Origin of the sequence: Mycobacterium gordonae, from assembly GCF_002101675.1 — a bacterium.
GTDB classification, from domain to species: domain Bacteria; phylum Actinomycetota; class Actinomycetes; order Mycobacteriales; family Mycobacteriaceae; genus Mycobacterium; species Mycobacterium gordonae.
Genome location: NZ_LQOY01000256.1, coordinates 1 through 1,831, shown reverse-complemented (window position 1 = coordinate 1,831; position 1,831 = coordinate 1). Strand labels below are relative to the sequence as shown.

Sequence of the window (1,831 nt, the reverse complement as noted above, 5' to 3'; positions counted from 1 at the left end):
GGGTGACGTGGCAGTTGCCGCATCGCCATTGTTCGTCCCAGCCGATGTCCTGCACATGCCTACAGGCGTGGCAGGTTTTCGACGACGGGAACCAACGGTCGGCGACCACCAGTTGTGATCCGCACCAACGGGTCTTGTAGGACAGGTGCCGGCGCGGGGTACCCAGAGCAGCATCGGAGAGTCCGCGCCGTCTGGCACGGGTACCGGGCAGCCCTTTTTGCCGCAGCATCCCCGCGGCGTCCAAGCCTTCGACAACAATGCGGCCGTGGGTTTTGGCCAATCGTGTTGTCAGAACATGCAAATGATGGGTACGGACATCGTTGACCCGGCGATGGAGCCGGGAAAGCTCACAGGTGCGCTCACGATACTGGCGTGAGCCTTTCGTGCAACGGGAGCGAGCACGACTGACCTGACGCAACTCCCGCAGGGCGGTGTCCAGTGGGCGGGGATTGGACACCTGCTCGATCACCGTGCCATCGGCGCTGGCGACGGTGGCCAGCCGGCGCACCCCGACATCGACACCCACCCGCGAATCAGGTCGGGCGACATGGTGTTGTTGGGGGCGCTGTACGAGCACCCGCACGCTGGCATCGAAGCGGGTGCCGTTACGGCGCACCGAGATCGCCAACACCCGCGCCCGCCCCTTGGCGATTAGCCGCTCAACGCGCCGGGTGTTCTCCTGGGTGCGGACGGTTCCGATCACCGGCAACGTCACATGCCGACGATCCGGCTCTACGCGCATCGCCCCCGTGGTGAAACGCACCCGGTCGGCATCCCGGCCCTTTTTCTTGAACCTCGGGAATCCCACCCTCTTGCCGGCACGCGCACCCGCACGGGACTGCTGCCAGTTCCAATAGGCATCCACCGCCCCGGCGATCCCATCGGCGTACGCCTCTTTCGAGCATTCCTGCCACCACGGCAGGCCAGTCTCGGCGTTCACGCACACTTCGCCCTGGCCTGGTTCCACCGCTTGCGCAACACCGGCAGAGACGGCTTGGCTGTCTCATCTCCGGTGGCATGCCAGGCAGCGATGTCAGCCTTCAGTGTCTCGACGGTCCAGTTGAACGCCTTACGACGGGCACCGAAATGCCGCGCCAACGCACGGGTCTGGTCCTCGGTCGGGTCCAACGTGAACCGGAAGGCTTGGATCGTCCAGCCATCGGGAACCTCGAACTTGGGCATCAGGCGGCCTCACGGTCCTCGCCAGCGGCAGCCGCCACTGCGCGCTTGGCCCGATTCTCAGCAGCCCGTTTGCCGTACAGCCGAGCGCACATCGACGTCAGGATCTCGGTCATATCCCGCACCAGGTCGTCATCGACTTCGGCAGAGTCGACTACCACCAGCTCGCGGCCCTGGGCGGCCAACGCAGCTTGCATATACTGCGAGCCGAACCGGCAGAACCGATCCCGATGCTCCACCACGATCCGGTGGACTGACGGGTCGCGCAGCAGTGTCAGGAACTTGCGGCGGTGCCCGTTGAGCGCGGAACCGACCTCGGTCACGACCTTGTCGACTGGCATTTGTTGAGCCGTGGCCCACGCGCTCACCCGCGCGACCTGCCGATCCAAATCGGCTTTCTGATCTGCCGACGACACCCGCGCGTACACCGCGGTCCGTGATCGCATGCAAGGGTCCCCAGCCGGTTCGTCGACGAGAATCAGTCGGCCCACTCGCCGGGCCGGCACCGGCAACAGACCAGCACGAAACCAGCGGTAGGCGGTCACCCGCGCAACACCGTTGCGCTCCGCCCACGTCGCCAGATTCATGTCTCTGTTCCTACAGCACGCCACCGACAACTACCGACCACTCAGACCGCAACAGCTGGCAGCCC

At 65.4% G+C, this 1,831-nt stretch carries 1 protein-coding gene and 1 pseudogene; both read right to left on the bottom strand.

Going from position 1 to position 1,831, the window contains the following annotated elements; all coding sequences use genetic code 11:
- Nucleotides 1-1,182 (bottom strand): annotated as a pseudogene (gene tnpB, locus AWC08_RS34045) (IS607 family element RNA-guided endonuclease TnpB); the annotation flags it as partial.
- Nucleotides 1,182-1,766: an IS607 family transposase gene (locus AWC08_RS34040; RefSeq protein WP_036395615.1), complete on the bottom strand. Its 585-nt coding sequence runs from the start codon at nt 1,764-1,766 to the stop codon at nt 1,182-1,184. The gene AWC08_RS34040 and the pseudogene tnpB, both read right to left, overlap by 1 nt.
- Between the last annotated feature and the right edge of the window lie 65 nt (nt 1,767-1,831).

What these genes read in the sequence shown, in the direction of transcription:
- AWC08_RS34040 (WP_036395615.1), bottom strand. Translation starts at nt 1,766, where the DNA reads ATGAATCTGGCGACGTGGGCGGAGCGCAACGGTGTTGCGCGGGTGACC.